This is a genomic window from Mesorhizobium sp. PL10 (assembly GCF_053714315.1).
Map to the genome: position 1 here is coordinate 115,849 of NZ_JBSKBR010000009.1, position 26,369 is coordinate 142,217.

General features: G+C 64.0%; 19 protein-coding genes. 7 read left to right on the top strand and 12 right to left on the bottom strand.

The annotated features are described in order from the left end of the window. Positions 1 to 18: 18 nt before the first annotated feature. The 6 genes from ACWGTO_RS16525 to ACWGTO_RS16550 form a co-directional block, all read right to left on the bottom strand. On the bottom strand, positions 19 to 1,017 hold the full coding sequence (locus ACWGTO_RS16525) for an ABC transporter ATP-binding protein (protein ID WP_454575883.1): 999 nt from the start codon (positions 1,015 to 1,017) through the stop codon (positions 19 to 21). Between the two features lie 15 nt (positions 1,018 to 1,032). Then, positions 1,033 to 2,094, bottom strand: coding sequence for a Gfo/Idh/MocA family protein (locus ACWGTO_RS16530; RefSeq protein WP_454575884.1), 1,062 nt, complete (start codon positions 2,092 to 2,094; stop codon positions 1,033 to 1,035). Beyond that, the gene (locus tag ACWGTO_RS16535; protein WP_454575885.1) at positions 2,091 to 2,930 is read right to left on the bottom strand and encodes a carbohydrate ABC transporter permease; all 840 of its coding nucleotides are present in this window, start codon (positions 2,928 to 2,930) and stop codon (positions 2,091 to 2,093) included. Before ACWGTO_RS16535 ends, ACWGTO_RS16530 begins: the two co-directional genes overlap by 4 nt. Before the next feature lie 10 nt (positions 2,931 to 2,940). Continuing rightward, the gene (locus ACWGTO_RS16540; RefSeq protein WP_454575886.1) at positions 2,941 to 3,870 is read right to left on the bottom strand and encodes a carbohydrate ABC transporter permease; all 930 of its coding nucleotides are present in this window, start codon (positions 3,868 to 3,870) and stop codon (positions 2,941 to 2,943) included. A gap of 229 nt (positions 3,871 to 4,099) precedes the next feature. Further along, positions 4,100 to 5,359 (bottom strand): ABC transporter substrate-binding protein, encoded by a 1,260-nt coding sequence (locus ACWGTO_RS16545; protein WP_454575887.1) that lies wholly within the window; start codon positions 5,357 to 5,359, stop codon positions 4,100 to 4,102. A gap of 1 nt (position 5,360) precedes the next feature. Next, positions 5,361 to 6,317: an N-acetylmuramic acid 6-phosphate etherase gene (locus ACWGTO_RS16550; RefSeq protein ID WP_454575888.1), complete on the bottom strand. Its 957-nt coding sequence runs from the start codon at positions 6,315 to 6,317 to the stop codon at positions 5,361 to 5,363. Positions 6,318 to 6,515: 198 nt separating this feature from the next. Here ACWGTO_RS16550 and ACWGTO_RS16555 point away from each other — a divergent pair, with 198 nt between their 5' ends. The 6 genes from ACWGTO_RS16555 to ACWGTO_RS16580 are packed head-to-tail and all read left to right on the top strand — an operon-like array spanning position 6,516 to position 13,613. Further along, positions 6,516 to 7,394, top strand: a complete 879-nt coding sequence (locus ACWGTO_RS16555) for a BadF/BadG/BcrA/BcrD ATPase family protein (protein ID WP_454575889.1) — start codon at positions 6,516 to 6,518, stop codon at positions 7,392 to 7,394. Next, positions 7,391 to 8,173 (top strand): GntR family transcriptional regulator, encoded by a 783-nt coding sequence (locus ACWGTO_RS16560; protein WP_454575890.1) that lies wholly within the window; start codon positions 7,391 to 7,393, stop codon positions 8,171 to 8,173. The genes ACWGTO_RS16555 and ACWGTO_RS16560 overlap by 4 nt, the downstream gene beginning before the upstream one ends. Beyond that, positions 8,170 to 9,201 (top strand): SIS domain-containing protein, encoded by a 1,032-nt coding sequence (locus ACWGTO_RS16565; protein ID WP_454575891.1) that lies wholly within the window; start codon positions 8,170 to 8,172, stop codon positions 9,199 to 9,201. Before ACWGTO_RS16560 ends, ACWGTO_RS16565 begins: the two co-directional genes overlap by 4 nt. Then, on the top strand, positions 9,198 to 10,373 hold the full coding sequence (nagA, locus tag ACWGTO_RS16570; protein WP_454575892.1) for an N-acetylglucosamine-6-phosphate deacetylase: 1,176 nt from the start codon (positions 9,198 to 9,200) through the stop codon (positions 10,371 to 10,373). Before ACWGTO_RS16565 ends, nagA begins: the two co-directional genes overlap by 4 nt. A 9-nt stretch (positions 10,374 to 10,382) precedes the next feature. Next, a complete protein-coding gene (locus ACWGTO_RS16575; protein ID WP_454575893.1) occupies positions 10,383 to 11,495 on the top strand; it encodes an NAD(P)/FAD-dependent oxidoreductase in 1,113 nt (370 codons plus the stop codon). A gap of 60 nt (positions 11,496 to 11,555) precedes the next feature. Beyond that, a complete protein-coding gene (locus ACWGTO_RS16580) occupies positions 11,556 to 13,613 on the top strand; it encodes an ATP-binding cassette domain-containing protein (protein WP_454575894.1) in 2,058 nt (685 codons plus the stop codon). Between the two features lie 50 nt (positions 13,614 to 13,663). Here ACWGTO_RS16580 and ACWGTO_RS16585 read toward each other — a convergent pair whose 3' ends face one another. From ACWGTO_RS16585 to ACWGTO_RS16600, 4 genes are all read right to left on the bottom strand, one after another. Further along, complete coding sequence (locus tag ACWGTO_RS16585; RefSeq protein ID WP_454575895.1) at positions 13,664 to 15,175, bottom strand: malonate--CoA ligase; 1,512 nt, start codon at positions 15,173 to 15,175, stop codon at positions 13,664 to 13,666. A 90-nt stretch (positions 15,176 to 15,265) separates the two neighbouring features. Beyond that, positions 15,266 to 15,997, bottom strand: coding sequence for a GntR family transcriptional regulator (locus ACWGTO_RS16590; protein ID WP_454575896.1), 732 nt, complete (start codon positions 15,995 to 15,997; stop codon positions 15,266 to 15,268). Between the two features lie 487 nt (positions 15,998 to 16,484). Further along, a complete protein-coding gene (gene rpe / locus ACWGTO_RS16595) occupies positions 16,485 to 17,162 on the bottom strand; it encodes a ribulose-phosphate 3-epimerase (RefSeq protein WP_454575897.1) in 678 nt (225 codons plus the stop codon). 141 nt (positions 17,163 to 17,303) lie between these two features. Then, positions 17,304 to 19,262 carry a hypothetical protein gene (locus tag ACWGTO_RS16600; RefSeq protein ID WP_454575898.1) on the bottom strand — a complete coding sequence of 653 codons (1,959 nt, stop codon included), beginning with the start codon at positions 19,260 to 19,262 and terminating at the stop codon, positions 17,304 to 17,306. A gap of 196 nt (positions 19,263 to 19,458) precedes the next feature. On the opposite strand from ACWGTO_RS16600, the gene ACWGTO_RS16605 reads away from it, so the two are divergent. Further along, the gene (locus tag ACWGTO_RS16605) at positions 19,459 to 20,013 is read left to right on the top strand and encodes a dihydrofolate reductase family protein (RefSeq protein WP_454575899.1); all 555 of its coding nucleotides are present in this window, start codon (positions 19,459 to 19,461) and stop codon (positions 20,011 to 20,013) included. A 102-nt stretch (positions 20,014 to 20,115) separates the two neighbouring features. On the opposite strand, the gene ACWGTO_RS16610 is transcribed toward ACWGTO_RS16605, so the two are convergent. Both ACWGTO_RS16610 and ACWGTO_RS16615 read right to left on the bottom strand, forming a co-directional pair. Next, positions 20,116 to 23,976 carry a DUF7929 domain-containing protein gene (locus ACWGTO_RS16610; protein ID WP_454575900.1) on the bottom strand — a complete coding sequence of 1,287 codons (3,861 nt, stop codon included), beginning with the start codon at positions 23,974 to 23,976 and terminating at the stop codon, positions 20,116 to 20,118. A gap of 10 nt (positions 23,977 to 23,986) precedes the next feature. Then, positions 23,987 to 26,221: a hypothetical protein gene (locus tag ACWGTO_RS16615; protein WP_454575901.1), complete on the bottom strand. Its 2,235-nt coding sequence runs from the start codon at positions 26,219 to 26,221 to the stop codon at positions 23,987 to 23,989. Positions 26,222 to 26,369 lie beyond the last annotated feature (148 nt).

The following is a 26,369-nucleotide window of genomic DNA, read 5'->3' on the forward strand; positions in this document are numbered from 1 at the left end:
GAGTGCCTTGGCAGTGGATTACTTGATTGTCTTCCCGTCCGCCCCAAACCGGTATGTCTTGCCCGGCTCGGGCGTTGCATAAAGCGTCGCGCCCGGCTCCGCGTCGTAGACGCCGAAGATGCGCACGGTGATCAGCCCGGCCTTCTCGCAGTCGAGATAAAGGTTGGTGTCGGCGCCGAGATGCTCGGCGTGTACCACCGTTCCCTTCCAGGCGCCGGACTTCGCATCGACCTTCAGATGCTCCGGCCGCACACCGATGGTCTTGGCCGCCTCGCCCAGCCGCGCGCCGTCGATGAAGTTCATCTTCGGCGAGCCGATGAAGCCGGCGACAAACTCGTTTGCCGGCGAATTGTAGAGCTCCATCGGTCCGCCGATCTGCTCGATCTTTCCCGCATTGAGCACGACGATCTTGTCGGCCAGCGTCATCGCCTCGACCTGGTCGTGGGTGACGTAGATCATCGTCGCCTTCAGCCGGCGGTGCAGTTGCGCGATCTCCAGCCTGGTGTTGACGCGCAGCGCGGCATCGAGGTTCGACAAGGGCTCGTCGAACAGGAACAGCTTCGGTTCGCGCACCACGGCGCGACCGATGGCGACGCGCTGGCGCTGGCCGCCCGAAAGTTCCGCCGGCCGCCGCTCGAGATAGGGTTCCAGCGACAGCATCGACGAGGCGATGCCGATGCGGCGATCGATCTCGGCCGTCGGCGTGCCGGCCTGCTTGAGGCCGAGGCCCATATTGTCCTTCACCGTCAGATGCGGATAAAGCGCATAGGTCTGGAACACCATGGCGATGCCGCGCTTCGCCGGCGGCGTGGCCGAGACATCGGCGCCGTCGATCACCACCCGGCCCGAGGTCGAATCCTCCAGCCCGGCAATGACCCGGAGCAAGGTCGACTTGCCGCAGCCCGACGGGCCGACGAAGACGACGAATTCGCCATCGTTCACTTCAAGGTTGATGCCCTTCAGCACCTCGACCGGCCCGAAGGCCTTCTTCACATTCTCGATTACCAGCGAGCCCACGGCTTCGTCCTTGTTCTAGAGTTTGACTGCGGCGCCGCTGCGCACGCTCTCGTCGGCGGCAAGGCAGACGGCGAGCGATTTCACCGCGTCGTCCATGTGGCGGGTCAGGTCGATGTCTTCCCGGATCGCCTTCAGCACGAAGGCCTGTTCGAGGTCGCAGAGATCCTGGTGGCCAGGTTCGCCCTCCATCGACAGCATCTCGTCCGGCCTGGCGAACCTGCCGTCCGCGCCGGTCGCCGCACTGTGCAGGCGGATGGTCGAGGTCTTGGTGTGGGTGTCGATGTCGTCGGACTTGACGCCCTCCTTCATGACGATCGACACGCAGCCATTGGGCGAGATCACGTCCTTCACGAAGAAGGCCGTTTCCGAGATCATCGGTCCCCAGGCGGCCTCGTACCAGCCGACCGAACCGTCATCGAACAGCACCTGCAGATGGCCGTAATTGTACATGGTCGGCGCGATCTCTTCGGTCAGCCGCAGTCCCATGCCGCGCACCTCGACCGGCCTGGCATCTGTGATCTGCAGCATCACGTCGAGATAGTGCACGCCGCAATCGACGATCGGCGACGTCGTCTGCATCAACTGCTTGTGCGTCTGCCAGGTCGGACCTGAGGACTGCTGGTTGAGGTTCATGCGGAATACGTAAGGGCCTCCCAGCTTGCGTGCCTCGGCGATCAGCCGGACCCAGGACGGTTGATGGCGCAGGATGTAGCCGATCACCAGCTTCTTGCCGTTGGCCTTGGCTGCCGCGACGACGCGCTTAGCGTCGGCAACCGTCGTTGCCAGCGGCTTTTCGACAAAGACATGGCAGCCGGCCTCGAATGCCTTCACCGCATAGTCGGCATGGCTGTCGGAATAGGTGGCGATGCAGGCGAGATCGGGCTTTTCGTCACGCAGCGCCTCGTCGAAGGAGCGTCGGATTTCGTGGCCGGCAAGGCCGCCCGGCAGCGCCACGTCGGAGCGGTTGACCAGCGCCGCGATCTCGAAACCCGGATTGGTGTGATAGGCCAGCGCATGGCTGCGGCCCATATTGCCGAGCCCGGCGACAACAACGCGAAGGGGTTTTTCTAAACTCACTTGACGGCTCCGGAGGTGATGCCGCGGATCAGCTGCCGCGAGAAGATAACGTAGAGGATCAGCACCGGCATGATCGCCAGCGAGAGTGCCGCCAGGATGGCGTTCCAGTTGGTGACGAACTGGCCGAGGAAGAGCTGCGCGCCGAGCGTCACCGTCTTGGTCTCTTCCGACGGCGCCAAGATCAGCGGGAACCACAGATCGTTCCAGATCGGGATCATGGTGAAGACGGCGACTGTCGCCATCGATGGCCGCACCAGCGGCAGCACCAGCCGGAAGAAGATGGTGTATTCTGACAGGCCGTCGATGCGGCCGGCATTCTTCAGATCGTCGGACACCTGCTTCATGAATTCCGACAGGATGAAGACGGCCAGCGGCAGGCCTTGCGCGGTGTAGACCAGGATCAGCGCCGTCAGCGTGTTGACCAGCCCGCTTGCCACCATCAATTGCAGGATGGCGACGGTGCCGAGCCGGATCGGGATCATGATGCCGAGCGCGAGATAAAGCCCCATCAGCGTGTTGCCGCGAAAGCGATATTCCGACAGTGCGAACGCCGCCATGGCGCCGAACAGAAGCACGAAGAACAGCGAGGCGACGGTGACGACAAGGCTGTTCTGGAAATAGTGGATGAAGTCGCCCTGGCCGATCACAGTGTTGTAGCCGATCAGGTCGAACGTTTTTGGCGTCGGCGGCGTCAGCGGCTCGCTGAAGATGCCGGCGCGCGATTTAAACGAATTCATGATGACCAGGATCACCGGGAACAGCGCGATCACTGTGTAGGTCAGCAAGATCGCGTGGGCGCCGATGGTGCGGGGCAGCGAACGGGTTGCGGTGCTCATCTCTCGCTCCTCAGAACTGGTAGCGACGCAGGCGCGTCTGAACGAGGAACAGGTAGACGCAGACACCGCCGAGGATGATCAGGAACATCATCGTGGCGATCGCAGCACCCATATTGGGATCGCCGACCTGCAGCTGGAAGCCGAAGAAGGCGCGGTAGAGGAAGGTGCCGAGAATATCGGTCGAATAGTTCGGCCCGGCGAGCGCGCCTTGCGCGGTGTATATCAGGTCGAAGGCGTTGAAATTGCCGACGAAGGTCAGGATCGAGATGATGCCGATCGACGGCAGGATCAGCGGCAGCTTGATCTTCCAGAACTGCGACATGCCGGTGATGCCATCGCATTCGGCGGCTTCGATCACCTCTTCGGGGATCGACAGCAGCGCGGCATAAATCAGCATCATCGGGATGCCGATGAACTGCCACACCGAGATCAGGCTCAGCGCGGTCAGGGCGTATTGTTCCTTGCCGAGCCATGGCGTGAAGAAGCTTTTCAGGCCGACCAGGTCCATCAGATGCGGAGCCACGCCCCACAACGGCGACAGGATCAGCTTCCAGGCGAAGCCGACGATGACAAAGGACAGGATGGTCGGCACGAAGATCGCCGTGCGGTAGAAGGCGGCGAACCTCAGCCTGGGGCTGGACAGCAAGGCCGCCAGCATGACGCCGATCGGGTTCTGCACCAGCATGTGGATGATGAAGAACCAGACATTGTTCCTCAGCGCATTCCAGAAATTCACCGACCAGTTGGGATCGCCGAATAAGGTGCGGAAATTATCGAAGCCGACGAAGACCTGGTGCTGCTCGATGTTGCGGAACAGCGACAGCTGCAGCGTGCCGGCCAGCGGCAGGATCATGATCGCCGTATAGACCAGCAGCGCCGGCGCCAGGAAGATGCCGATATGCCAGCGGAATGGGCGTTTCGGTCGTGTTTCTGCGGCCATGAGTGCGGTCCCCGCGGTCTCTCGGTTCCAAAAGGGTGTCGATGCCAGATGTTGCCTCGATGCACGGCCCCGGTGTCCTTGCCCGGCATGGGCAGGACGAAGGCCTGCGACTGGTCAGCCAGCCTTCCCCACAAGACAAGAGGGTAAGGCCGAGAGGCAGTGCCGACAATCGCAATCTGTAAATTGAGGGCCAGCCGGGCACGCGCCCGGCCGACCTGTCTGTGAGCTCTTATTTGCCCGGCTTGTACCAGCTGTCGAGGCCGTCCTGCAGCTTCTTGGCGGCAGCTTCCGGCGTATCGGTGCCGTTGATGACGTTGGCCGATTCAACCCACGTCTCGTTTTCGAGGTTCGGCGTGCCGCGCGACAGGATCTGGTAGGTCGAGCGGATCGTCGACTTGCACTTGTCGCGCCAGGACACGAATTCCTGCGCCAGCGGGTCTTCCATCTTCACCGGGCTGGAGTTCAGGCTGAAGAAGCCCGGCAGTGCGTTGGCGTAGATGGTGGCGAAGTCCGGCGAGGCGACCCAGGACAGGAAGGTCTTGGCTGCATCGGCGTTCTTCGAGGCTGCATTCAGGCCCATGCCGATATCGGTATGGTCCGAGATGTAGCAGGTGTCGCCGGCCTTCTCGACCGGCGGCGGGAAGGCGCCCATCTTGAACTGCGCCTGGGTGTTGAACAGGCCGATTTCCCACGAGCCGGCCGGGTAGATGGCGGCGCGGCCGAGCGTGAACAGGTTCTGGCTGTCCGGATAGGTCTGGGCTTCGAAGCCGTCGCCGAGATAGGGCTTCCACTTGGCCAGTTCGGCATAGGGCGCGACCCAGTCGGCGTCGGTCAGCTTCTGCTCGCCCTTGATGAGCGCTGCGCGGCCTTCCTCGCCCTTCCAGTAGTTCGGGCCGATGTTCTGATAGCCCATGGTCGCGGCTTCCCACAGATCCTTGGTGCCCATCGCCATCGGAATGTAAGTGCCGTCGGCCTTGATCTTGTCGAGCGCGGCGAAGAACTCGTCACGCGTCGTCGGCACCTTGATGCCGAGCTTGTCGAAGGCGTCCTTGTTGTAGATGAAGCCGTGGATGACCGAGGCCATCGGCACGCAGAAGCTCGACTTGCCGTCGTCGGTCTGCCAGGCGGCCTTGGCGACCGGCGAGAAGTTTTCCATGCCGGGCAGCGCCGACAGGTCGGCCAGGTTGCCCTTCTTGAACAGTTCGAGCGACTTGTCGAACGGGCGGCAGGTGATCAGGTCGCCAGCCGAGCCGGCGGCGAGCTTGGCGCCGAGAGCGGCGTCATACTCGGTCGGAGCCGACGGTGCGAACACCACCTTGATGCCGGGGTTCTTGGCTTCGAAGGCCGGGATCAGCTTGTCCTTCCAGATGGTGAGGTCGTCGCCGCGCCAGCTTTCGATGTTGAGCGTTACGTCGGCGGCGTGAGCCAGCCCGACGGTGCCGAGAATGCTGGTGCCGAGAAGCAGTGCCGTCAGTAGTTTCGTTGTCATGCTAGTCTCCCTGTTGACCTTTTTCAGGTTCGGTTTTGAGAACAGGGGCCTTCGCGCCCTTGTTCCCCTCGATCGCGGAAAGGGCTGGCCTGAGCTTCTGGCCGGTCCTTTCCAGTATCTTCTCGGCCACATCGGCGTTGGCGGCGCCGGCGGCGAGCAGAATGGCTGTTTTGACGACGCCGCCGCTCTCTTCGAGCAGGCGCGCGGCATCTTGCCGGTCGTGGCCGCTGATGGCGGCGACGATGCGGGCCGCGCGGTCGCGCAGCTTGATGTTGTCGGCGGTGAGATTGACCATGTAGCCGTCATGGACGTGGCCGAGATGAATGGCGGTCAGCGTCGACAGCATGTTGAGCGCGATCTTCTGCGCTGTGCCAGCGCCCATCCGCGTCGAGCCGGCAATCACCTCCGGCGGCGTTTCCAGCAGGATGGCGACATCCGCCAGTTTGAGCAGCGGCGTATCCTTGTTGTTGGCGACGGCGATGGTCGCGGCGCCCCGGCTCCGCGCATCCTTCAGCGCCTGAACCGCGTAGGGTGTCGAGCCGCTGGCCGAAATCGCGATCAGGCAGTCGCTCTTGCCGATGCCCGCGCCGGCAACAGCCGCCGAGGCCTCATCTGTGTCATCCTCGGGTCCGCCGGCCAGGGTCTTGAAAGCTTCGTCGCCACCGGCAACCAGGATGACGATGCGCTCGCGCTTGATGCCAAAAGTGCCGGGCAATTCCAGGGCGTCGGCCAGCGCCATCAGGCCGGAGCTGCCGGCGGCCGCGTAGGCGAGCTTGCCGCCGCCGTTCAGCCGGCCGGCAATGATCTCGGCTGCCGCAGCGATGGCGGGAATGGCGTCGCGGACGGCCTTGGCGGCCTCGATCTGTGCGTTGACCAAGGAAGAAAGGATGGCGTCCGGGGCCTGGATGTCCAGTCCCTCGGCATTCCTGTGAAGCGCTTCGGTGCGCGGTTCGGCCATCCCTGTACCTCCGATGAGGGAACAATACCAAAAAAATACCACTTGTCCACACGCATTAACGGATTTGGGTGTCAGAAATCGCTGAGTCGACAAAATGCCTAGGTTTTTCAATAAAATACGCCTTAATCTTTTTGAAACGGAAATTAATCCTTGGCTATTGGTATTTTATTGGTATTATCCGCCCCGAGGAGAAATCGCGTGAATTTCGTGCTCGGTATCGATGGCGGCGGCACCAGCTGCAGGGCAGCCCTTGCGACAGGCGATGGCGCTGTCATTGGCCGCGCCAAAAGTGGCGCGGCCAACATCCGCACCGATCTGACTGGGGCTCGCACCCATATTGTCGAGGCGGCACGGCAGGCCTTCATCGCCGCAGGGCAGGACCCGGACCAGATCCCGCAGACACCAGCCATTCTTGGCCTTGCCGGCGCCAATGTCGGGACTTACCGGCAGCAACTCGAAGCAATCCTGCCGTTCAGCATCAGCCGCGTCGAGACCGATGCCGAGATCGCGCTCGAAGGCGCGGTCGGCTCGGGTGACGGCGCCATGGCCATTCTTGGCACCGGCACCGCCTATATGGCGCGCAAGGGCTCGATATCGCGCGCCATTGGCGGCTGGGGGTTCCAGGTCGGCGACCAGGGAAGCGGCGCCCGCATCGGCCGCGACCTGCTTGAACAGACGCTGCTTGCCCATGACGGCGTCCGCCCGGGCTCGCCCTTGACCGACAGCATGATGGCGACCTTCCGCAACAATCCCGAAGACGTGGTCGAATTCACCACCAACGCCAAGCCCGGCGATTTCGGCGGCTTCGCGCCCAAAGTGTTCGAGCACGCCGAGAAGGGCGACGCCGTCGCCAACTGGATCGTCGACAAGGCGGTTGCCGATGTCGAGGCCTCGCTCGGCGCACTCGATCTTTCGCACGATGCCCCACTCTGCCTCCTCGGCGGGCTGGCGCCGCTTTATGCGTCGCGCCTTTCCCAGCGCTACCAGGCGCTGCTGAAGCCGCCACTCGACGATGCGCTGGGCGGCGCCGTGCAGATGGCGGCGCGCATCTTCGCCAAAGCAGAGGCGGCGCGATGAACGAGGCCGCCGACCAGATCTTCGCCACGCTGAAGCAGTCGTCACAAAGCGGCGCGCCGCTCTATCTGCAACTGAGGAAGAGCATCGAGGACGCTGTCAATCGGGGCCTGATCGGGCCGGGCGATGCGCTTCCCTCCGAGCGCGACATCGCGACCAAGGCCGACATTTCGCGCGTCACTGTGCGCAAGGCGGTGCAGGACCTGGTCAAAGGCGGCATCCTCGTCCAACGCCATGGTTCCGGCACCTTCGTGGCGCCGCGCATGGAGCGCGTCGAGCAGTCGCTGTCCAGGCTCACCTCCTTCACCGAGGACATGGCCCGGCGCGGCATGGCCGTGCGTTCGGCGTGGCTCGACCGCGGCCTCTACGCGCCCTCGCCCGACGAGATGATGGTGCTCGGCCTGTCGTCGAACGAACTGGTGGCGCGGGTGTCGCGCCTGCGCATCGCCAACGACACGCCGCTGGCCATAGAGCGTGCCTCGCTGTCGGCCAGCGTGCTGCCGGATCCGGCCGGGATCGGTTCCTCGCTCTATGCGGCGCTGGAACTGACCGGCAACCGCCCGGTGCGGGCGGTGCAGCGCATTTCAGCCGCCAATCTCGGCGACACAGACGCGCGCCTGCTCGAAGTGCCGGCGGGCATTGCCGGCCTGCATATTGAACGCATTTCCTATCTCGCGAGCGGCAAGGTGATCGAATTCACCCGCTCCATCTACCGGGGCGACGCCTATGATTTCGTCGCCGAACTGCGCCTGACAGGGCCGAGCGAAGAGGGCCGACCATGATCCCCAAAACAACTCACATGCGGCGCGAGATCGACGAAATCCCCGAAGCCGTCGCGCGCCTGCTCGACGGCTCGGCAGCAGTGCTGACCGAGGCCGGGCGCGGTATTCGCGAGCGCGATCCGAGCTTTGTCGTCACCGTCGCGCGCGGCTCGTCCGACCATGCCGCCACCTTCATGAAATATGCCGTCGAACTGACCGCCGGTCTTGCCGTTGCTTCGGTCGGCCCGTCGATCGCGTCGATCTACGGCGCCAAGCTCAAGCTCGCCGGCTCGGCTTGCCTGGCCATCTCGCAATCGGGCAAGAGCCCCGACATTGTCGCCATGGCCGAAACGGCGCGGGCGGGCGGATCGCTCACAGTTGCCATCACCAACACCGCCGATTCGCCGCTGGCGCGTGCCTCGGATTTTGCCATAGACATCCTGGCCGGGCCCGAACGCAGTGTCGCGGCGACAAAAACCTTCGTCAATTCGGCGGTCGCCGGCCTGGCGCTGATGGCGCATTGCACCGGCGACGACAAGCTGCTGGCCGCCCTTGCCCGCTTGCCCGAGCATTTCAGTGAGGCGATCGCCTGCGACTGGATGGCGTTGGCCGGCGCGCTGGAAACGCCGCAATCGCTGTTCATCCTCGGCCGCGGCCCGTCCGCGGCGATGGCCAGCGAGGCGGCGCTGAAGTTCAAGGAGACCTGCGGCATGCATGCCGAGGCCTATAGTGCCGCCGAAGTCATGCACGGCCCGCTGGCGCTGGTCGGTCCGGGTTTTCCGGTGCTGGCGCTGGCCGCCCGCGATGCCTCCGAGCCGTCCGTGGCCGAAGCCGCCGACAACCTTGCCGGCAAGGGCGCCGCCGTTTTTGTCACCTCGGACAAGTCGAGGAGTGCACGGCCGCTGCCGCACGTCGCCACCGGCCATCCCTTGACCGACCCGCTGACGCTGATCGTGTCCTTCTACGGCTTTGTCGAGGCTTTTGCCCGCCATCGCGGCCTCGATCCGGATGTGCCGCGCAATCTGCGCAAGGTGACGGAAACCGTATGAGCGACCGTTTTGCCCTGACTGGCGCCCGCATCTTCGACGGCGATGACTGGCACGACAATGCAGCCCTTGTCGTGCAGGGCGATGTGGTCGAAGGCATTCATGCTGTCGGCGCCATTCCGTCCGGGGTTGCCCGCATCGACACTGGAGGCGGCATGCTTGCGCCGGGCTTCGTCGACCTGCAGGTCAATGGCGGCGGTGGCGTCATGCTCAACGACCATCCCGATGTCGCCTCGCTCGCAACCATCTGCCGGGCGCATGCGCCATTCGGCACCACGGCGCTGCTGGCGACGCTGATTACCGACACGCCCGCAATCACCGCCGCGGCCATTGCCGCCGGCGCCGAGGCGGCACGGCAAAAACTGCCGGGGTTTCTCGGCCTGCATCTCGAGGGACCGCATCTCTCCATCGCGCGAAAGGGCGCGCATGACCCGGCGCTGATCCGACCGATGACGGATGCCGACGAGGCGGCACTGATCGCCGCGCGCAAAAACCTGCCGGTGCTGCTGACGACGATCGCGCCCGAATCCGTCGAGCCAGCCCGCGTCGCTGCACTCACCAAGGCCGGCATCGTCGTCAGCCTCGGCCACTCCGACACCGGCTATGCCACGGCCAGAGCCTTTGCCGATGCCGGCGCCAGCGTGGTTACCCATCTGTTCAACGCCATGAGCCAGATCGGCAACCGCGAGCCGGGGCTGGCGGGCGCGGCCATCGACATAGGCGGCCTGTCGGCCGGCATCATCGCCGACGGTATCCATGTGGACCCGGCCACCATGGCGATCGCGTTGCGCGCCAAGCAGGGGCCAGGCAGGGTCGTGCTGGTCACCGACGCCATGGCGACGATCGGAACCGACATGACCTCGTTCACCCTCAACGGCCGCATCATCTACCGCAAGGACGGCAGCCTCCGGCTGACCGACGGCACACTGGCCGGCGCCGATCTCGATATGATCTCGGCGGTTCGGTATGTGCACAGGATCGTCGGGCTGGACCTGTCGGAGGCATTGCGCATGGCCTCGCTCTATCCGGCGCAGGCGCTCGGCCAGGCGCACCGGCTCGGCCGCTTCGCCAACGGCACGGCGGCCGATATCGTCGCCCTGTCGGACAACCTCGACGTCGAGGGCGTGTGGATCGGCGGCGAAAGGGTTTTTGCAGGCAGCAGCGGTTCACGCTAAAGTCTGCCCATGCATGATGTCGATTGCGTTGTCGCGGGCGCCGGTGTTGTCGGCCTCGCCATTGCCCGTGCGCTGGCGCTGGCCGGCCGCGAGGTGCTGGTGGTCGAAAAGGCCAACGCCGTCGGCACGGGCACAAGTTCGCGCAACTCGGAAGTCATCCATGCCGGGCTCCACTATGCGCCGGGCAGCCTGAAGGCACGGCTCTGCGTCGAGGGCCGCAAGCGTCTCTACGTCTATTGCCATGAGCACGGCGTCGCCCATCGGCGCACCGGCAAGCTGATCGTTGCTGTCGAACCTGATCAGTTGGACAGGCTGCGGGCGATCCAGATCAACGCAACGCAAAGCGGGGTCGCTGACCTCACGCTTCTGACGCGCGCAGAGGCCGAAGGCCTCGAACCTGCGCTGACCTGCGCCGGCGCGCTGCTGTCGCCGTCGACCGGCGTCGTCGACAGCCAGGCACTGATGCTGTCGCTGCGCGGTGATGCCGAAGCGGCCGGCGCCTCCGTCGCTTTGCTCACTGCTGTCGCCGGCGCGGCCATCGAAGCCGACGGGATTCGGATCGACACGCGTGACGCCAATGGTGAGGGGTTCCGTGTCAAGGCCGGTGCCTTCATCAACGCAGCCGGCCTCGATGCCCAGGCATTGGCCAGACGCATGGAAGGCTTCCCGCAAGACCTCGTTCCGCCGCTATGGCTGGCGCGCGGCAATTACTTCTCGTTGTCCGGCCGCTCGCCCTTCTCGCGGCTGATCTATCCGGTGCCCGTCCATGGCGGCCTTGGTGTGCACCTGACCCTCGACCTTGGTGGCAGCGCCCGCTTCGGCCCGGATGTCGAATGGATCGATCGCGTCGACTATACCGTCGATCCCAATCGAAGTGCTGCCTTCTATGACGAGATCCGGCGCTACTGGCCCAGCCTTGCGGACGACGCCCTGCAACCGGCCTATGCCGGCGTCAGGCCAAAACTGTCCGGTCCGGGACAGTCGGCTGCCGACTTCGTGATCCAGGGGCCGTCCGACCATGGCTCTGGGCCGATCGTCAATCTGTTCGGCATTGAAAGCCCCGGTCTGACGGCAAGCCTGGCGATCGCTGACCATGTCGTGGAGCTGCTCAGCCTGGAATGACGAGGCTGGTGCCATCTCAAGCCATGAAACCTTTTGATTTTGAGGCCGTTGTCGGTGCGTATGTCCGAGGCGAAACCCAAATCGAAACCGACCGACGGCATCAGACCGAGCGATGCCCCGAAGTCGCGCCGGGAAAAGCCGTCACGACAAAAGCCGCGCACCCGACGAACGGGCGAGGAGGAGCCGCGCGAAAAGAAACCAACGCCCGCCGACCCAGCGCCGGAGGTCGACGGCCAGGCGGGGCCGCCGCCGGAAGCTATCGAACCCGATCCGCAGCTGACGCCCGAAGAGGCTGAGCAGGCGCGCAAGAAGTACCTGCTGCGGCGTTTCTGGATCAGCGCGCGCGGCTACTGGAGCCGGCGCGGCGACCGGCTCGCCTGGCCATTCACGATCGGAGTGCTGCTGCTGATCTGCATCAACATCGGCTTCCAGTATGGCATCAATGTCTGGAACCGCTCGATGTTCGATGCCCTCGAGCAGCGCAGCGCCCGCACAGTCTATTTCCTCAGCGCCGTATTCGTGCCGCTGGTGATCTGCAGCGGCAGTCTTGTCGTCGCGCAGGTCTACCTGCGCATGACGATCCAGCGCCGCTGGCGTTCCTGGCTGACCACCGGGGTCGTCGCGCGTTGGCTGGCAAACGGCCGCTACTACCAGCTGAACCTCGTGGGCGGCGACCACCAGAACCCCGAGGCCCGCATGACCGAGGATCTGCGCATCGCCACCGAGTCGCCGGTCGATTTCATCGCCGGCGTCCTCAACGCGTTCCTGTCGGCCTCGACCTTTATCGTCGTGCTTTGGACCATCGGCGGCGCGCTCACCCTGCCGATCGGCGCCGAGAGCATCACCATTCCGGGCTTCCTGGTCATCACCGCGATCATCTATGCCGCCATCACCTCGACCTCGATGGTGGTCATCGGCCGCAATTTCGTCCAGCTCTCCGAGCGGAAGAACCAGGCGGAGGCCGAACTGCGCTACACGCTGACGCGCGTGCGCGAAAACGGCGAGAGCATCGCCTTGCTGGGCGGCGAGGAGGAGGAGCGCGGCGGCATCGACAGGAACTTCGGCCATGTGCTGAGGCAATGGGCGCTGCTGACCGGACAGCACATGCGCACGGCGGCGGTGTCGCAGGGATCGAGCCTGTTTGCGCCGGTCGTGCCGATCCTGCTGTGCGCGCCAAAATTCCTCGAAGGCTCGATGACGCTTGGCGAGGTGATGCAGGCGGCGTCTGCCTTTGGCATCGTGCAAGGCGCGTTCGGCTGGCTGGTCGACAACTATCCGCGTCTCGCCGACTGGAACGCCTCCGCGCGGCGCATTGCCTCGCTGATGATGTCGCTCGACGGGCTCGAGCGCGCCGAGCAGAGCGATGCGCTCGGACGCATCAACCGGGGCGAAACCGAAGACGGCGCCATCCTCAGCCTCGACAATCTTTCCGTGACACTCGACGACGGCACCTCCGTGGTCAAGGAAACCGAGGTCGCGATCGAGCCGGGCGAGCGGGTGCTGGTTGCCGGCGAATCTGGTTCAGGCAAGTCGACGCTGGTGCGGGCCGTCGCGGGCCTGTGGCCATGGGGCGGCGGCAGCGTCAATTTCCACGCCGACAGGCGCCTGTTCATGCTGCCGCAACGCCCCTACATCCCCACCGGCACGCTTCGACGCGCGGTCGCCTATCCCGCGGCGGCGGACAAGTGGACGATCAAGCAGATCAAGGCTGCCCTCGACAAGGTGGGGCTTGGCTATCTTACCGACAGGATCAGGGAAGACGCGCCATGGGACCAGACGCTGTCGGGTGGCGAAAAGCAACGCCTCGCCTTCGCGCGCCTGCTGCTGCATCGCCCCGATATCGTGGTGCTGGATGAAGCGACTTCGGCGCTCGACGAGAAGAGCCAGGACACGATGATGGTGACGGTGATCCGCGAACTGCCTGAAGTCACCATCATCAGCGTGGCGCACCGCGCAGAACTCGAAGCCTTCCACAGCCGCAAGATCACCCTGGAAAGGCGTGAGGGCGGCGCCAAGCTCGTCAGCGATGTCGACCTCATCCCGCGCAAGCGCAAACGCAGCTTGCTTAATCGCGCTCTGTGGGGTTCCGGCACGCGTACCGAGAGGCCTCACAAGTAAGGCGACACTGCCGAACCGCAAACAGCTGATCTATTTTAGCCGGCTTCCGATCAGCCGTAGAGGCCTTTGTAGGTGTCGCGCAACAGGTTCTTCTGCACCTTGCCCATCGTGTTGCGCGGCAGCTCGTCGACGAAGATGACCTGCTTGGGATGCTTGTATTTCGCCAGCCGGCAGGCGATGGCGCCAACGATCTCGGCGCCGGTGATTTGCGAGGCCGGCGCCCGCACCACGACAGCGGTGACGCCTTCGCCGAAATCCGGATGGGCAACGCCGATGACCGCACTTTCCGAGACTCCGTCAAGCGCGTCGATCTCGCTCTCGACCTCCTTCGGGTAGATGTTGTAGCCGCCGGAAATGATCAGGTCCTTGCCACGGCCGACAATATGGACATAGCCGTCAGCGTCGATGATGCCGAGATCGCCGGTAATGAAGAAGCCGTCGTCGCGAAATTCCGCTTTGGTTTTCTCCGGCATGCGCCAGTAGCCGGAAAAGACATTCGGCCCTTTCACCTCGATCATGCCGACTTCACCCTGGCCAAGGGCAGTGCCGCTGTCGGGATCGGCTATGCGCAGCGAAATGCCGGGCAACGGAAAACCGACCGTGCCGGCGCGGCGCTCGCCCTCATAGGGGTTGGACGTGTTCATGTTGGTCTCGGTCATGCCATAGCGCTCGAGGATCGCGTGGCCGGTCAGTTCGCGCCAGGCCTTGTGCGTTTCGGCAAGCAGCGGCGCCGAGCCGGAAACGAACAGGCGGATGTTTTTCGCAGCGTGGGAGTCCAGTGCCTCCTGCTGCAACAGCCTGCTATAGAAGGTCGGCACGCCCATCAGCACCGTGGCACGCGGCAGAAGCGAGACGATGCGGCTCGCGTCGAATTTCTGCTCGAACAGCATGGAAGCGCCGGCCATCAGGGTGACGTTGGTGGCGACGAACAGGCCATGCGTGTGGAAGATCGGCAGCGCATGGATCAGCACGTCATCCCCGGTGAAGCGCCATTGCTCGACCAGCACGCACGCATTGGAGGCCAGGTTTTCGTGGCTGAGCATGGCGCCCTTAGAGCGGCCGGTGGTGCCGGACGTGTAGAGGATTGCGGCCAAATCGTCCGGCCCGCGCGCCACATCGTCGAAATCCGTGGCCTGTTGCGCAGCCAGTTGGGTCAGCGAGCCTTCACCGTTGCTGCCTAGCGTGACGGCGACGGCGCCCGACGCCTGCGCCAACGGCGCGATATCGCCTGCCCGCGCCGTGTCGCAAACGACCAACCGCGGTTCGGCATCACCGAAGAAATAGCCGAGCTCCGTCAATGTGTAGGCGGTGTTGAGCGGTAGGAAGACCGCGCCGGCGCGCAGGCAGGCGAGGTAAAGGAAAATGCATTCGGGACTTTTCTCGACCTGTACCGCGACGCGGTCGCCAGGCCTGACGCCGAAATGCTTAAGCGCCTGCGCTAATTGTGCCGACCGCACCAGCATGTCGCCATAACGGAGCGAACGCCCGTCATCGGTCTCCATCAGGGTGCGCTGGGGCGCGGGCATGCGGTCGCGAAAGGCGTCGAACAGGTGATTGCTCATGCGTCTTCCCTAGCGCATGGCCTCGAAAGAAAACAATCGCTTTTGGAAAGCCGCGGCAAGCGGACTTCGGATCGAAGCCGGAAGTTGCTGCTATCTGCGGCCGCGCAGCGCCTTGCTGACCCGGAGATCGCCGCTCTCGTTGAACCGCTCCATGCACATGGCCGCCGTCAGGCGATAGTGGCTGAGCAGTGCTTCGACGGCGCCATCGGCATCGCCTTCCACGGTACGCTCGGCGATCAGGCGATGTTCGCCGATATCGTCGCGCTCGCTGCCTTCCTGGGAGATCAGCCGATAACGGGAGGCCTGGTCGGAAAGCTGGTCGCAAAAACCGGTCAGCCAATGCGACCGGCAGCCGGCGATCAGTGCCCGATGAAAGGCGCGATGCAGCTTTTCCCATTCCGGATTGTTCGAGGACGGATCCTCCGGCAAACGGCGCTGCGCGCGTGCCAGCCGATGCAAGGCCAGAACCAGCTGCTCTTCCCATTCGCCGGTGCGGTTGGCAATGGATTCACGCAGTGCCCTCTCTTCCAGCCAGCAGCGGGTGCGCGTCAATTCCTCGAGTTCCGGGGCACTGACCGGCATGATGAAGAAACCGCGCTGGTCGTGGCGGCCGAGCAGGCCTTCCGAAGCAAGCCGGTTCAGTGCCTCGCGAACCGGTGAGGCACCAGCGCCGTAGCGGGAAACCACCCATTCGACGCGAAGCTTGCTTTCACTTTCAAAAACGCCGCGCAGGAGATCGTCGCGAAGCTGTTGGTAGACCGTGCTGGCGAGTGTGCTCTTGGCCCCCGCGCCTTCGCTCGTATCGGCAGATCCGTAGGTCAATATGACTCCTATCGCTCTCCCCCGCTCCGCCAGCCCGTTCGCGAAGCAAACGATTCCCCTACAAATCTATTGTACCTCGTAAGGCATCCACGCCTCAAGCGAAAGATCCCGATATTCGACTTAAAGAGGAAGGTTGTACGCATCTTGCTTTCGGGAAGTAACGAATATCGTGAAAAACTTGTTCTTGTGAAGAAACTTTGTTCTACGGCGCGACTCGCGTCTTCGCGACATGGTTGTGAGATCAGGAACACGGGTAATTTTTTCTTAACGCACGTCAGATTGCCGAACTGGCCCCGCAATGAAGACGCCTTCGGCATTCATCCACTAGATTTGGCTGCCGGATGTAGTGCCATATGCTGCGATCTCGTCGCTCGCCGCGACGGTCAGTCCCGGCGACTGCCGCCAGTTGACCGCCTTCCGGAACATCTCGCCGGCTGGAAAGATCAAGCCAAGAGGTCAGAGCTGTCGGGATTTTTGCTGACTGATGTCAGCCGGCAGCCCGGTCGGCCGCGGTTCGAATGGCTTCTATATTGGCCCGGTAGGCTTCGACGCTGCCGCCCTTGAAGACGGCGGCGCCGGCCACCAACACATCGGCGCCGGCTGATGTCACCAAGGGCGCTGTCTCCGGCGAGACGCCGCCGTCAATCTCGATGCGGATCGGCCGGTTGCCAATCAGCGCCTTGACCCGCTTGACCTTGTCGACCATGGCCGGGATGAAGGCCTGGCCGCCAAAGCCCGGATTGACGGTCATGATCAGGATCAGGTCGAGCCGGTCGAGCACATATTCGATCGAACTTTCCGGGGTCGCTGGATTGAGCGACACGCCAGCCTTCTTGCCGAGACCCTTGATGGTCTGCAACGAACGGTCGAGATGCGGTCCGGCCTCGGCATGCACGGTCATGCCGTCGCAGCCGGCATCGGCAAAGGCGGCCAGATAGGGATCGGCCGGCGCAATCATCAGATGGCAGTCGAAGAAAGCCTTGGTGCGGTTGCGGATGGCCTTGATCACCGGCGGGCCGAAGGTGATGTTCGGCACGAAATGCCCGTCCATGACATCGAGATGGATCCAGTCGGCGCCGGCTGCGGCCACGGCTTCGACCTCGTCGCCGAGCTTCGAGAAATCCGACGCCAGCACCGATGGCGCGATCAGGGTTTTTCCAGCCATGTCCGCTTCCCGTTCTTGAGCTTGCTTCCGCCCTAATCGCCTCGGCGCTGCTTGTCGACAGGAATCCGGTGTGAATGGCTGATCCACATAATGCAGAGAGGCGGCAGTGGGCCGCCTCTCCAAGGTCTGTAGCGTCAAATTTCAGTTCACGTGACGCCGCGGTTTGGCCAATCCCGGCGCAAACAGCTTGCCGTTGCCTTGCTTCAATCTCTGCAAATTGAACGTCTTGACGGGCGGCTTCGGCACGCAATGTCCACGCACCAGCTTTTCGGTTGTCCGGCAGCCAGTGGTGATGATGGCGTCCTTCACGCATGCCTTGCCAACCAGGTGGTAGCCGCGTTTGCAGTCGATGACGACGGGAGGCTTGCGCACGCATTTGCCGTTGATGCGCAATTCGTCGCGCCTGCACTGGTCGGCGACCACAGGGTTCCTCACGCATTTCAAGCCGACCTGACGATAGCCTGGCAGACAGTGGATGCTGACACCGATGCACCTGCCGTCGACAAGCTTTTCGGTGCTCTTGCACGCGGCAACGATCGGCTTGTCGATGCATCTGCCGCGCAGCAATGTCTGGCTGGGCAGGCATTTGCGGCCGGGATCGACGATGACCGGCGGTAGTCTCGGCTTGCCGAAGTCCGGACGTGTGCTCGAGACGAGATCGTCGGCCTCCGATTCGGAGGTGCGCTTTATGCAGGTGAAATCCTCCTTGTCGGTATCGACGCTGGCGATGGAGCCGTTCTGCTTGATTTCCTGCAGCGTGCACTGAATGGAGCGCGTCCTCGTGATGTTGAGGTCATGGGCGGCGCTCGCCTTGAAGGTCCCGCCCTGATTGAAGGCGACCGCCGTGCCGGTGAAGAAGGCGCCGTTCGAGCAACCGATGCGATAGTGGAATGCGCCCGGTGCGTCGCGTTCGACCTCGAACGCCACCTGGCCTTTGCGCGGGCAGAGCTTCCTGGAGCCGGCGCTGTCGGAAACGGTGACCTCGCCATGCCAGTCCGAGTGCGCCGGCGGGTTATCGGGGTTGTTTTGCGGGGTGTCGGTGAAGCCGCCACCGCCGGCGCCTGTGCAATGAACGGTGATGTCCTTCCAGCCGTCGAAGGGTTCGAACGGCCCGTCGCCGACAATCTCGGTCTTGTACTGGAAATAGGCCGTGGCGCCGACGTTCTCCCATTTCTCATAGCTGGCGAAATAGCCATTCTTGCTCGCGTCGTACGATGCCCACGCTTGCTTGAACTCGGAGGTGATCGGCCCACCGTCCTTCTGTCGCCAGATGCGCATCGAGACCGGTCCGGCCTGGTTGGCCTGCGCCCGGCTGGTAACCTTCAGCGAGGGACAGACCGTGCCAGGAGTCGAACCCGGTTGGTTCGACTGGTAGGTAGTCAAGAACAGCTTGACGTTCTCGACCTCGAACTTGCCGAAATCGGCGGTGATGTCCTGGACATTGGGCTTGATCACCGGGTCGCAAACCACCTGCACCTGGAACGTGCCGTGTGCGGCGTAATTCGAGTCGAAAAGCGGATAGGGCCAGCTGCCCTGCTGGGTTTCGGCGACGGCATTGCCCATGTCGAGTGCCTTGTCGGTGAGCGCCGTGAAGCTGGCGTGGAACGTGTGGCTGAACGAATAGGATTTCGTCGGACCGTCAGCCTGCAGGTGCTGGTTGCACCTGGCGATGATCTGGTCGCCATAGGGCACGACGGCAATGCCGGTGTCCGATGACAGGGGTATATTGGACGGATCAAAGGCGAAATTTTCCTGATGGTCGTAGTCACGGCTGACAGGCGCCGCGCTCCAGATCGGTGGAAACGGGCCGCATTGGTCGGGTCCACAGACACCGAGTGCGACACCGACATCCTGAACGTAGCCGGGCCAGCGTGTATCGATCTTCATGTGGCCCCAGAACTGGACGGTGCCGCTCTTCAGCGTGTCCCATTTCTGCTTGTCGCTCGAAACGACGTGGAGCGTGGTGTTGGCGCTCTGCGTGTCGAAGGACATCGACTTGATGTTGGCCTGTTCGGCAAGGGCTGACGTGCTGGCGAGCGCGGCTGCGATCAAGGCTACAGCGGTCGCCGTGTTGCGAAAGATATAACGGGTCGAAGACATTTTTCTCTCTCCTGAAAGTGTTCCTTTCAGGAGTGGGTCATCCCGGCCGGAGCTAAGGTTCACCGAGAAGCGAACATAATTGCTGGTCCGGGTGTTGGCCTGCCTGGTGATCCATCTCCAGTTCCGGCGGCTCTTTGAAATCCGATTGCAAAATGCAATCAGCTATATAGTCTGCAGGCATCGAACGGAGGTAAACATGGGAAAGATCGTCTACTCGATGCTGACCTCGCTGGACGGCTACATCGAAGGACCGTCCGGCGACATCGGCTTGCCGGTGCCCGAGGAAGAATTGCACCGGCATTTCAACGAAGAGATGCGGCGGACCGCGATCGCGCTCTGCGGACGCCGGATGTACGAGGCGATGCGCTTTTGGGACAGTCCGGAGCGCGAGACCGGGGAAGAGGTCGAGTGGGATTTTGCCCGTGCCTGGCGAGAGACCCCGAAGGTCGTGTTTTCGACGACGCTTCGCGACGTCGGACCCAATGCCCGGTTGGCGGGCAGCGATGTCGAAGCCGTTGCAAACCAGCTCAAATCCCAGACGGAGGGCGAAATCTCCGTCAGCGGCGCCGATCTTGCCGCACAATTCGCGCAAGCGGGCCTGATCGACGAATACCGGCTCTACGTGCAGCCGGTCGTTCTCGGCGGCGGCAAGCCGTACTTCCAGTCCGGCCTGTCGCTGGCCTTGCAGCCGCTCGGCACGCAAAGCCTTGCCCAGGGCGTGACGTTGCTGCGCTACGCGCCCGCCAGCTGAGATTCGGCCTGGAACAGTGTGAGGGGTCGACAACACTGCCGCCTGAAAGAAAAACCCGCCGGATCGCTCCGGCGGGTTCCGATTTTGGCTCGTATCCAAATCCTACGGCTTGAAGTTGGACGCCGGATCCCTTTGCGGCTGTACCTGCGTCTGCGGCGTGCGCTGCGGTATGAACTGCTGAAGCACACCCGGATTGAGCAACAAGCTCGGATCCAGCCCCGGCTGTTGCCGGATGGCCCGGCAGTTCGGATACCGTCCAATCGTGCCTACCGGGCAGCGCCGCCTGATCGGTTGGCACTGGCCGTTGATCATCACCGAGCCCGGCGCGCATTCCGCTTGCGGCTTGCGGCATGCGCCGTCGATCACCTGAGTGCCGCGCGGGCAGACGCAGTCGCCGCGCTTGTTGTGCACCTGGCCGCGGATGGTGCACTGCTCGACGTCCGGCTTCTTCTGCCGGCAGGCACCGTCCCGCACCTCGGTACCCCGCGGGCAGACGCAATTGCCATTGGCATCATGAACCTGGCCGCGGATGGTGCACTGCTCGGGCTTCGGCCGGACCGGCCGGCAGGCTCCATTGCGCACCTCGGTGCCACGCGGGCAGACACAATCGCCGGCGGCGTCATGAACCTGACCACGGATCGAGCACTGTTCAGGCTTCGGACGGATCGGTCGGCAGGCTCCATTGCGCACCTCGGTCCCACGCGGGCAGACACAATCGCCATCGGCGTCATGAACCTGGCCGCGGATGGTGCACTGCTCGGGCTTCTGCTTGTCGCGTACGCAGGCATTTGCCTGTCGGTCGAGATGCGTGCCGTCCGGGCAGTAGCAGCCATTGCCGTCCGACGTCGGGACCGAACCGGGGATGGTGCAGCCAGGCTTGTCGATCCTGACGCAAGCGCCATTCTCAAGCTCGGTACCGCGCGGGCAGACACAGCGTCCATCCTCGGTGCGGATCTGACCCTTGAGCAGCACACAAGGCTTTGGCTTCGGCTCGATGATGACGCCGCCATCAGGTGAGCACTGGCCGTTGCGGAACGTCGTGCCTTCCGGACACACGCACCGGCCGGCGTCGTTCATGACGAAGCCCGGCGAGCACTCTTTCCTCACCTCGCGTTTGATGGTGAAGGGATGGCACGCATAGGCCTTGCCGCGATCGCCCTGGATGTTGGTCAGATCGCCGGGCAGCACATCACCGCCGCCCTGCACCCGGGTGTCGGGAGACAAGACACCGACGCAGTTCTGGCCATTGACGTCGCCCTGAAGATTGGCCAGGCGGCCGTCGTCGGGAAGGATCACGGTGACAGTGTGCACGTGGCTTTCCCCGGCGCCGAGCGTCAGGTTGGCGATGCAGGACATAGGCAGCGTCGTCGGCTCCGGCGAGCAGCCGAAGGGCGGTTCGATCGAGGTGATCTCGACACCTTCCAGCCGGCCGAGCCCGTCCACGCCGATCGCATCGCCGATGCGGACCGGACCCGAGAATGGGGTCTGGCCGTCATTGGTGATGGTGATCTCGAACGAGCAGGGCTGTCCCGGCTGGCACTCGGCATCGCCGGTCTTCTTGACGCTGATCGTGGACGTGCCGCCGCCCTTGGCGCAGGCTTGGCCGATCGGGTAGACGACGTCGTCTCCCGGAGCCGGGCCGTACGAGCCGCGTGCGCAGTTCTCGAATGCGCCATTGGCCGAGACCGTCACGTCGAAGTGCCTGGAGGTTCCGGGCGTCATCACGGCGCCGGGAATCTGGCACGACAGCGCATTGGCCGGAACCGCGCCACAAGCCCATTCCGCGCCGTCGGGGGTGACGGTCTGGATCTGCACCGGCGCGCCGCCCGAGATCAGCGTGGCGGCATCGTTGACCCGCACCGGACCGGTGGGGGCGGAGGTGCCAAGGCTGATGACGGTAATGCGGCAGGAAACAACCGCTGCACCGGCGAGCGAGCCGTTGCACACCTTGGTTATGCGCAGGGTCGGCTTGCCGCCATTGGGATGCCGGAAGCGTTCCTTGGCGCAGGCCTTGTTGTTGGTGAGGTCGACCTCACCGGGGACGGGCTTCAGCGCCGCGCAGTTCTCCACCGAGTCCGACTGATAGCCGGCCGGCATCACCGCCTTGACGACGATCGGCGTCGAGGCGCCCGGCATCAGCACGATGCCGGCATTGTCGCAGCGGAACTGGCCGGGGCCGTTCGGTCCGCATGTCCAGGGCGGAGACGGGCCGAAGGTCGAGGAGGCCGGCGCGCCGCCGGGGTAATTGTCGATGACCGTCAGCGGCCCATTATAGGGGACGCTGCCATTGTTGATGATGTCGATCACGAAGTAGCAGATGCCGTCGGGCGTGCAGACCGGAATGCGGGCACGCTTCTTCAGGATCAGATCGACTTTCTTGTCGATCGGCGGCCGGCAATCGCGGTCGCGGTCGCCACGCCGGCAGATCGGGATCGAGGCGCAGCCCCGGTCGTTCTGCTGGCTGCCGAACAGCGGCTTGCCGCTGGCGCCGTAATTGTAGGTGGCGCAGTTGCGCAGCGCGCTGCCTTGCCAGCCTCCCGCCGGCTTGAAGCCGAGCTTGAGGTTGACGGAGGCACCCGGATTGAGCGTGGTCACCGGATAGGTGCAGGTCATCGGGGTCACGCCGGGTACGCAGACCCAGGGCGGATTGGGCCCTGAATCCAGCGTCGAGCCGGCCGGCAGCGTCACCTCGTCGAGCACGATCTTGCCGTGATACGGCCCGTCGCCGACATTGGTGACCTTGATGGTGAAGTCGCAGCCGCCACCCATCGTGCACCGCGTTACATCGGCGCGTTTCTCGACCTTGAGGTCCGGCTCCTTGTCCTTGGGCGGACATCTCAGGTCACGCGGGATGACGATGTCGATGGTCTGCGTGCAGCACAGCCCCCAGCCCTCCTTCGGGCCGGCATAGGTCTCGATGCCGGTGACGATGAGGTGGATGACGTCGCCGGGCGATGCGCCGATGATCTTCCAGTTGAGCACACCGCCGCCCGCCGGCACCAACTGGGTGTCGGGGATGATGGTGATACCGGGGGTGGTCGTCGACACCTGCACCCACTTGCCGCCCATCTCCGGGCCGACAGGCATGTGGTAGATGAAGGCGCCGCCGCCTGGCACGCAATCGACCGTGCCGCGCTCCACCTTGAAGCATTCCCGGTCGGGAGGCGGAGGCCGCTTGTCACAGTTGGTGAGGTCGATCTTGATCGAGGTCTTCACGCCGGTCTTGTAGTCGCCGTCGTCGGGCTTGCCCGGATCCTGAGACGGGATGATGGTCCCGGTGCCGACTCCATTGGTCACCTTGATCAGGCCCTGATTGTCGACGACCGTCGGCGAGGGAAACGCCGCATGGTCGATCTTGGCGGTGATCTGGAAGTTGATGACGCGTTCGTTGGCAGCGCCCGCACCGTCGAGATCGGCGGCAGAGAGCCGGAAATCGGACACGGTTGCCGTATCGTTCGGATCGGCCGAAGTGCTGATCGAAACGCCGGGCAGCGGGCCGCCCGCAGCGTCCGTGCCGTCGCCCGACACATGCGCGCTGACGATCGACAGACCGTGCGGAAGCTGGTCCTTGAACTCGATCTTGAGCTTCTTCAACAGAGCAATCATGCCCGGGTCGGCAAAGCTTTGCGCATCGCCGCGCAGGCCGAAGCTCAGGGAGTAGACGACGTAGTCGCAACTCCGCTGGGTGCCTTTCTTGGTGAAGAACGGCACGACCCGTTCCGGCCTCGGGGTGACGATTTTCGAATTGTCGAGGTCGAGCCGCAGTTCCGGGGTGATCGGGACGGCGTCTTCGGCGTGACTTGCCACAGGGGTGTACATGGCGACCGCGATACCGGCCGCCATCAGCCAGCGCGCGCCGCGCCTGGCGTATGACAGGGGTTTCATGATGGTCTCCATGACTGTTGGCTGCTTGCCGGTGGATTGACTGCGCGTTGCGGTCGGGGAAAGCGTGAGATTTTTCATCTTCCCCTCCTCAACGTTCGCAGCTGACGGCTGGGGTTCTGAGCGGCAAGGTCATCTTGCAGCAAGGGTAGTAGCCACCCTTGTCCTTGTCGGACTGCCTGTAGAAGCAAAGTCCAACATCGACTATGTCGCCCGGATAGTGGCCAGTGATGTCGATCGTGTACGGCTTGCCGGGCGCATGCGACTGGGGTGATGTCACCCCGACGCCTGGCGTCCTGGACTGGGCCTTGATCGAATCGCCGCCGAAGCCGGCATGGTCATGGAGATAGAGGTCGGCCTGGAGGCCGCGAGGCGTGCAGTAGAACTGCACATCCTCGACATCGATGCACGGAGGCAGGTCGCCGGGCGGTGGGAAGTCCGGCGGATAGAAGGGCGGCAGATAACCGCCGGGGATCTCTTCATAATAGCCGGCACGGCCTTCGCAGGGGTGCCAGACCTCGACGTCGCCGACATGGCCTTCCACTTCGGGGTCTTCGAAATAGCCGTCGAAGTCGACGAACCACGAGCCGAATGGCGGTACGTTTGCCGGCTTGACCAGCGGCGTCGGCGTGATCTGAACGCCATGGACGGCAAGCGGCCCGCCGGCGGCGAGCTGGTCGGCAAGCGTGGGGTTGTCGCGCAGCTTGTCGCCGGTGTTGACCAGCGTGTCGGTGCACACGCCGGTGTCGAGATTGCCGTCGGCGTCATAGCCATATTGCAGGTCGAGCCCGCCGGCTGACTGCCGGTTGCCTTGCGGGAAGCCGACCGCATATTCCTGCGGTTCTTCCACCCACTCCGATTCCGTCGCCGGATCGTCCGGGTTCTCGCGCCAGTAACGGATGACCTCGCCTTTGCCGGAATCGGCGAACTGGCTGTAATCGTAGCGGTTTTCCACCGGGCCGCGCTGCGCCAGGTACATGAAGCCCTTGACGTCGAAGGCGATGTCGGTGACGGCGTAATCCTTGTCGGCCTTGACCGTCAGTTCCCAGCGCGGATCACCGGCGAAGCTGCCGTCGCGGGCAATGCCCACCGACCAGATCTCGGCCTTCTCGCCGACCGAATAGTAGACCCGGCCGCCATGATAGGCGACGGACCAGACGCGGCGCTCGTCCTGCGTATAGCCCCATGTGTCGGGATCTTCCGAGTCGAAGGCGGCACCCTGTATGTCCATCACCGCGCCGTCGTCGGCGACGGGCGCAAGCCCATGCGCCGGTCGCCCGGCAACCCCGTGGTCGAACGTGTCGATCAGCGTGCCGTTGGCGTCGATGCGGTGGATGAGGCCGGTGTCGAGGTCGCTGGCGAAGAACTGGCGGTGACTGCTGTCGAAGCTGACGTCGCCGATGCCGGGGCCGCTGTTGGTGTCGATGTCGGCAAATTTGGAGACGGCACCGGTGATGCCGTCGATCTTCCAGATCGTGCCGGGACCGCCACCGTTTTCGGTACCGAACTGGCCGTCCATGAAGACGGCGCCCGCCGTGCCGCGGCGCTGCCGCTCAGGCCGGCCGTCGGAATCTTCATCAGGGGTGACGATGCGGATGCCGTGCAGCGAGGTGGCGCCGGCATAGAGGTTGGGAATGCCGGACGGGACGCCGTCGCGCACGCCGTCATCATAGGTGACGGCGAACACCTGGCCGATCTGCTCCGCCGTCACCTCGAAGGGCGGCGGCGTGTAGACGAGCTGGCCCGAGGCGGGTCCGCCGAGCGCCGAAACATCGAAAACGCGCAGGGCGGCGCGCGTCGTGTCGATGAAGGTTTCGTCGACCGGGTCGACTCCGGGCGGCAATCCTTCTTCGAAATTGGGAATGACGGTGCCGGAAAATCCGGTCACGGCCATCGAGCCGGGATAGATGATCTGGCTTTCCTGTGCTCGGGCAGCTGAGCCCAGCCAGAGCGTGACGCTCAGCGCCAAGGCAAGCAGACCGCCGGCCAGATGGAGCGAACGGCGCAAACCGCCGCTTCGCAAACCGCCACTTGGAGATGACATGGACGTGCCGCGATTGCAGGACATAAAACTCCCCCCGAAGTTTTCGGGAGGAACATCCGGTTCGGCCGCGCGAATCAGGGCAAGGCGCGGCGTTCCGGCACGTTCGTCCCTGATCAAATTGTCTGCTTTCCTCGTCCGCACGATACGCCTGCTCCTGCGCAGGGTCAACGGAATCAGCCGAAAGCCCAGCGCATCGACCCCGTCCCGAAGGCGGTGGTCGCGCTGGGCTTGCGTTGGTCCCGGAGACCGTGGAGCCTCTAGGGTCCTGGTCATTGGGGGCATCCTTTCCGGCCCCGCACCATGCGGCGCCTGGTCGTCAGTCGCAGGCTGGAGCGGAAAGGTTCATGCAAAACGGCGGCTGGGTCTGTTCACCATTTCACAGAAGCGGCAAACAGTTCCAATTTGCTCGAAGCCGACCAGAAAACAGCGT

Excerpts from the sequence above, each read along its gene's own strand:
- ACWGTO_RS16535 (WP_454575885.1), bottom strand. The coding sequence starts at position 2,930 with ATGAGCACCGCAACCCGTTCGCTGCCCCGCACCATCGGCGCCCACGCG.
- ACWGTO_RS16540 (WP_454575886.1), bottom strand. The coding sequence starts at position 3,870 with ATGGCCGCAGAAACACGACCGAAACGCCCATTCCGCTGGCATATCGGC.
- ACWGTO_RS16545 (WP_454575887.1), bottom strand. The coding sequence starts at position 5,359 with ATGACAACGAAACTACTGACGGCACTGCTTCTCGGCACCAGCATTCTC.
- ACWGTO_RS16550 (WP_454575888.1), bottom strand. The coding sequence starts at position 6,317 with ATGGCCGAACCGCGCACCGAAGCGCTTCACAGGAATGCCGAGGGACTG.
- ACWGTO_RS16560 (WP_454575890.1), top strand. The coding sequence starts at position 7,391 with ATGAACGAGGCCGCCGACCAGATCTTCGCCACGCTGAAGCAGTCGTCA.
- ACWGTO_RS16565 (WP_454575891.1), top strand. The coding sequence starts at position 8,170 with ATGATCCCCAAAACAACTCACATGCGGCGCGAGATCGACGAAATCCCC.
- nagA (WP_454575892.1), top strand. The coding sequence starts at position 9,198 with ATGAGCGACCGTTTTGCCCTGACTGGCGCCCGCATCTTCGACGGCGAT.
- ACWGTO_RS16575 (WP_454575893.1), top strand. The coding sequence starts at position 10,383 with ATGCATGATGTCGATTGCGTTGTCGCGGGCGCCGGTGTTGTCGGCCTC.
- ACWGTO_RS16580 (WP_454575894.1), top strand. The coding sequence starts at position 11,556 with ATGTCCGAGGCGAAACCCAAATCGAAACCGACCGACGGCATCAGACCG.
- ACWGTO_RS16585 (WP_454575895.1), bottom strand. The coding sequence starts at position 15,175 with ATGAGCAATCACCTGTTCGACGCCTTTCGCGACCGCATGCCCGCGCCC.
- rpe (WP_454575897.1), bottom strand. The coding sequence starts at position 17,162 with ATGGCTGGAAAAACCCTGATCGCGCCATCGGTGCTGGCGTCGGATTTC.
- ACWGTO_RS16600 (WP_454575898.1), bottom strand. The coding sequence starts at position 19,262 with ATGTCTTCGACCCGTTATATCTTTCGCAACACGGCGACCGCTGTAGCC.
- ACWGTO_RS16605 (WP_454575899.1), top strand. The coding sequence starts at position 19,459 with ATGGGAAAGATCGTCTACTCGATGCTGACCTCGCTGGACGGCTACATC.
- ACWGTO_RS16610 (WP_454575900.1), bottom strand. The coding sequence starts at position 23,976 with ATGAAAAATCTCACGCTTTCCCCGACCGCAACGCGCAGTCAATCCACC.
- ACWGTO_RS16615 (WP_454575901.1), bottom strand. The coding sequence starts at position 26,221 with ATGCCCCCAATGACCAGGACCCTAGAGGCTCCACGGTCTCCGGGACCA.